The sequence below is a fragment of the Lactobacillus sp. OTU4228 genome (genome assembly GCF_001006945.1).
In the GTDB taxonomy this organism is placed as follows: domain Bacteria; phylum Bacillota; class Bacilli; order Lactobacillales; family Lactobacillaceae; genus Lactobacillus; species Lactobacillus amylovorus.
In genome coordinates this window covers 1-4,429 of sequence record NZ_CDLD01000025.1, presented here as the reverse complement: position 1 = coordinate 4,429, position 4,429 = coordinate 1, and the positions used below count along the sequence as shown (strand labels likewise).

Here is a 4,429-nt window from a genome sequence, read left to right as displayed (position 1 = left end):
ATAATGAAGAAAAAATTTTTACCAATGAATTTTTATTTAAAGGTACGACTGAGTTAAAACTTCCTGAAGAAGAAAAATATAGAGAAGCATATAAATCTATATTTCCTTTAGATCAAAATATTGATGATCTTAAAGCAAGAATAGGCGATATGCTTGTTGGATATACCAAGGATGATCAACCAGTTTACGTAAAACAACTTGGTTTCCAAGGAGCAATTGCAGCTCTTTTATCTAATGCTTTAAAGCCAAACTTGGTTCAAACTCTTGAACATACTCCAGCCTTGGTGCATGGCGGACCATTTGCTAATATTGCTCATGGTGCCAACTCTGTAATTGCTACTAACTTGGCAATGCACTTAAGCGATTACGTTTTAACTGAAGCAGGATTTGGTAGTGACTTAGGTGGACAAAAGTTTATGGACTTTGTTTCCAAGCACTTAGATAAAAAGCCTGATGCTGCCGTTGTTGTAGCCACAGTACGTGCACTTAAATATCAAGTTCTAGGTTCAACTGATCACTTAGACGAAGAAAACTTAGATGCATTAAAAGAAGGCTTTAAGAATTTGGAACGCCACATGAATAATATGCGTTCATATAATGTCCCAGTCATGGTTTTAATTAATCACTTTGATACTGATACTGAATCAGAATTAAATCTCTTAAAGGAACTTGTTGAAGAGCAAGGTATTAAAGCAGAAGTTGTTAACTATCATGATGATGGTTCAAAAGGTGGCGTGAAAGCAGCTGAAGAAGTTGTAGCTTTAGCAGATTCAGGTAAAGCAGACTTAACCCCAACTTATGACGATGATGATGACGTTAAGACCAAGATCAAAAAGGTAGCTACTAAGATTTATCATGCTACAGGAGTTGAATACTCAGAAAAAGCTAAAAAACAAATTCAAGCTTTGCATGATTTAGGTAAAGACAAGCTTCCTGTCATCATTGCCAAGACGCAATATTCATTTAGTGATGATAAGAAAAAGTTGGGTGCACCAACAGATTTTAATTTACATGTTAAAGGTGTAAGCTTGAAAAACGGTGCACGCTTTATCGTAGTTACTACAGGTCATGTATTAGATATGCCAGGCTTGCCTAAACATCCAGCAGCTCTTGATATCGATGTAGACAATAATGGTAAAATCAGCGGATTGTTCTAAAAATGCAGTTTTTATATTTATTAATTTCGTTATTCGTAATTTTAGCCGATCAAGGGCTAAAAAGTTATATTGTAGCTAATTACACAATAGGTGAAGTTCATCAAGTTATTCCAGGCATCCTTTCCTTTAATTACTTGCAAAATAATGGTGCTGCTTGGAATATTTTGACGGGTCAAATGTGGCTCTTTTATTTCATTAGTGTTGTCGCAATTGCTGTTTGCTTGTATTTCCTTTTCAATAAGAAATATAAGAACGCATTGTTTGATGTTGGTTTATCCTTAGTTTTAGGTGGAATCATTGGTAATTTTATCGATAGAATTCACTTGAAATATGTGATTGATATGCTTCAATTAGACTTCATTCACTTCAATATTTTTAATATTGCAGACAGTGCGATTACTGTAGGCGTGATCATTATTTTCATTTACTTAATTGTTTTTGCAGATAAGGAAGACGAGAATGCCTAAAAAATATCTACTTGAAGTAAAAGATGAACATGGTCGTTTAGATAAATTTGTTTCAGAACAGATACCAGATTTATCAAGAACCAGAGTTAAAGAATTGATTCAAGATGACAATATCCTAGTCAACCAAAAGAAGGAGAAAGTTTCCTATAAGGTACAAGCAGGGGATCAAATTGAAGTTAATGTTCCAGCGGTAAAACCATTGGATGTTGTTCCCGAAAATATCCCACTTGATATTGTTTATGAAGATGACGATGTGATTGTAGTTAATAAACCTCAGGGCATGGTAGTGCATCCCGCACCAGGTCATTCAGATCATACATTAGTTAATGCACTTTTGTATCATACAAAAGATTTAGCGAAGTCTCCTGAAGGGTTTAGACCTGGAATTGTCCATAGAATCGATAAAGATACTTCTGGTCTTTTGATGATTGCTAAAAATGCCAAGGCTCGTGAATCATTAGAGGATCAATTAGCCCATAAAACTAACAAACGAATTTATTGGGCAATTGTTCATGGCAATTTTAGTGAAGAAAATGGGACCATTGATGCACCAATTGGTCGTAATCCATATGATCGTAAGAAGATGGCCGTTGTTGAAAGAGGTAAGAAGGCAATTACCCACTTTAAGGTTTTAAAGCAGTTTAAAGGATATAGTTTAATCGAATGTCAACTTGAGACAGGACGTACTCATCAAATTAGAGTGCATCTTGACTATATTGGTCACGCAGTGGCAGGTGATCCATTATATGGACCAAGAAAAACGTTAAAAGGTAACGGTCAATTTTTACATGCCAAAGTTTTAGGCTTTAAACATCCTAGAACTGGTAAATGGATGGAATTTTCTGTCGAACCACCTCAGATTTTTCAAGAAACATTAGCTCAATTAGAAAAAAACAAGTGATAAAATGAAGCGTTATTTGATTTTGGAAGATGGCAGTTCTTTCCCAGGTGAGGGGATAGGCGCCAATATTATTTCTACCGGTGAATTGGCAATTCAAACTACCAATTTTGGTTACCAAGAAGCCTTAACCGATCCCACTAATGCTGGAAAAATTTTAGTATTTACTTCTCCTATGATTGGTAATAATGGGATTAACGCTATCGACTATGAAAGTATTGATCCAACCGTCAAAGGAATTATTGCCAATGATATTGCCTTAAACATTTCTGATAGTGAAAACTTTGAAGATTTGAGTTCATTTTTAAAGGAGAAGAAGATTCCAGCTATTTTTAAGGTAGATACTCGTGCATTAGTTCATCGTCTGATGGAAGAAGAAACAATTAAAGCTTCTATTATGGATACCGATGATGAACACGCTTTTGATCAAATTAAGGCATTGGTGTTACCTAAAAATAAATCGGCTATGGTCTCAACTAAAAATGCTTATGCATCCCCCAACGTAGGTAAAACTGTGGCGGTAATTGATTTGGGACTAAAGCACTCAATGTTAAGGGCTTTGTCCTTAAGAAAAGTAAACGCTACTGTTTTACCTTATAACGTTAGTGCTGCCGATATTGAAAACCTAAGACCTGAAGGAATTATTATTTCGAATGGACCAGGTAAGCCTGACGAAGCTATCAATCAGCTTAGTTCAATTTTGGATAAATTCTATGGTAAATATCCAATCTTAGGTATTGGATTAGGTTTCTTAGCACTAAGTGATTATTTGGATTTTGAATTAGTGGATCTACCGCAAGAATTTAATGGAATCAATTATCCGGTAATTGAACAAAATACTAATACTATTTGGCAAACTTCAATGAATATTGATCAATTGGTTTTACCTGATAGTATTAAAATGAACATGAATCGTGAGTACTTTGACCTTCACAGTGAATTAATGGCCGGCTTTTGGAATACTAAAGATAAACTGATTGCCACTGCTTTCAATCCTGAAGGTGCACCAGGAACTCATGATGCAGATGAAATTTTTGATTATTTTGTACAAATGATGGAGTAGATTATGCCATTAGAAAACGACCTAGATAAAGTATTAATTATCGGCTCAGGACCTACTTTAATTGGAAGTGTAGCCGAAATGGACCTTATGGCAACTGAAGCAATTGATGCACTCACGGAAGAAGGCATTCAAGTTGTTTTAGTTAATCCTAATCCAGCTACTATTTCTACTGATAAAAGACCAGACGTTACTGTTTACCTTGAGCCAATGACTTTGGATTTCTTAAAGCGAATTTTAAGAATGGAAGAACCCGATGCCATCATTACGGCTTATGGTTCAACTAATGGATTAAAAGTTGCTCATAAATTATTGCAAGATGGCATTTTGGAACAAATGGGGATCCAATTATTGACTCTAAATTCCAAAACTCTGCAAATGGGTGATCAACAGAAGAGAACCGATTTCCTAGAAAAATTAGGGGTCAAAACCAGTAAGTCTTGGGAATTAAATCAAAGAATTCCGGATAATCTAAATATTACTCCGGAAGAGTTAAAGCAAAGAATTGCCTTTCCAGTTTTAGTAACAAAATATAATCGTTTTGTTCATAATGAACATCTCAGATTCAAAGATCCTGTAGCATTGATTGCTTACTTTAAGAACGAGAGTCAAAACGACAACTTTACTTGGAAGAACTATCGCTTAATTGAAGATCTTTACGCATGGGAAAAAATAATTGTCGATGTCATTCGAGATAAAGACGGCAATTTAGTGTTTATCCAAAGAAGGCCTACGAAATTCCTGAATATGGTCGAATGGCTAAAGGTTTGCCAGTAGTTAACTTGCTCCAATTAGAGAAGGGCGAAAAGGTTCAAACAGTTATCAACATTCCTGAAAATGCGGATGA

The 4,429-nt window shown here is 35.2% G+C and carries 4 protein-coding genes and 1 pseudogene; all 5 read left to right on the top strand.

The features are described 5' to 3' along the window. The coding region (locus BN1206_RS05350) for a formate--tetrahydrofolate ligase (RefSeq protein ID WP_231575980.1) at positions 1 to 1,157 on the top strand (1,157 nt) is incomplete at its 5' end. Between the two features lie 2 nt (positions 1,158 to 1,159). After that, positions 1,160 to 1,624: a signal peptidase II gene (gene lspA, locus BN1206_RS05345; RefSeq protein WP_013438036.1), complete on the top strand. Its 465-nt coding sequence runs from the start codon at positions 1,160 to 1,162 to the stop codon at positions 1,622 to 1,624. Beyond that, positions 1,617 to 2,525: an RluA family pseudouridine synthase gene (locus tag BN1206_RS05340; RefSeq protein WP_052543026.1), complete on the top strand. Its 909-nt coding sequence runs from the start codon at positions 1,617 to 1,619 to the stop codon at positions 2,523 to 2,525. The genes lspA and BN1206_RS05340 overlap by 8 nt, the downstream gene beginning before the upstream one ends. A gap of 4 nt (positions 2,526 to 2,529) precedes the next feature. Further along, the gene (locus BN1206_RS05335) at positions 2,530 to 3,585 is read left to right on the top strand and encodes a carbamoyl phosphate synthase small subunit (RefSeq protein WP_052543025.1); all 1,056 of its coding nucleotides are present in this window, start codon (positions 2,530 to 2,532) and stop codon (positions 3,583 to 3,585) included. Between the two features lie 3 nt (positions 3,586 to 3,588). Next, a pseudogene (locus BN1206_RS05330) lies at positions 3,589 to 4,302 on the top strand (carbamoyl phosphate synthase large subunit); the annotation flags it as partial. Positions 4,303 to 4,429: the final 127 nt, after the last annotated feature.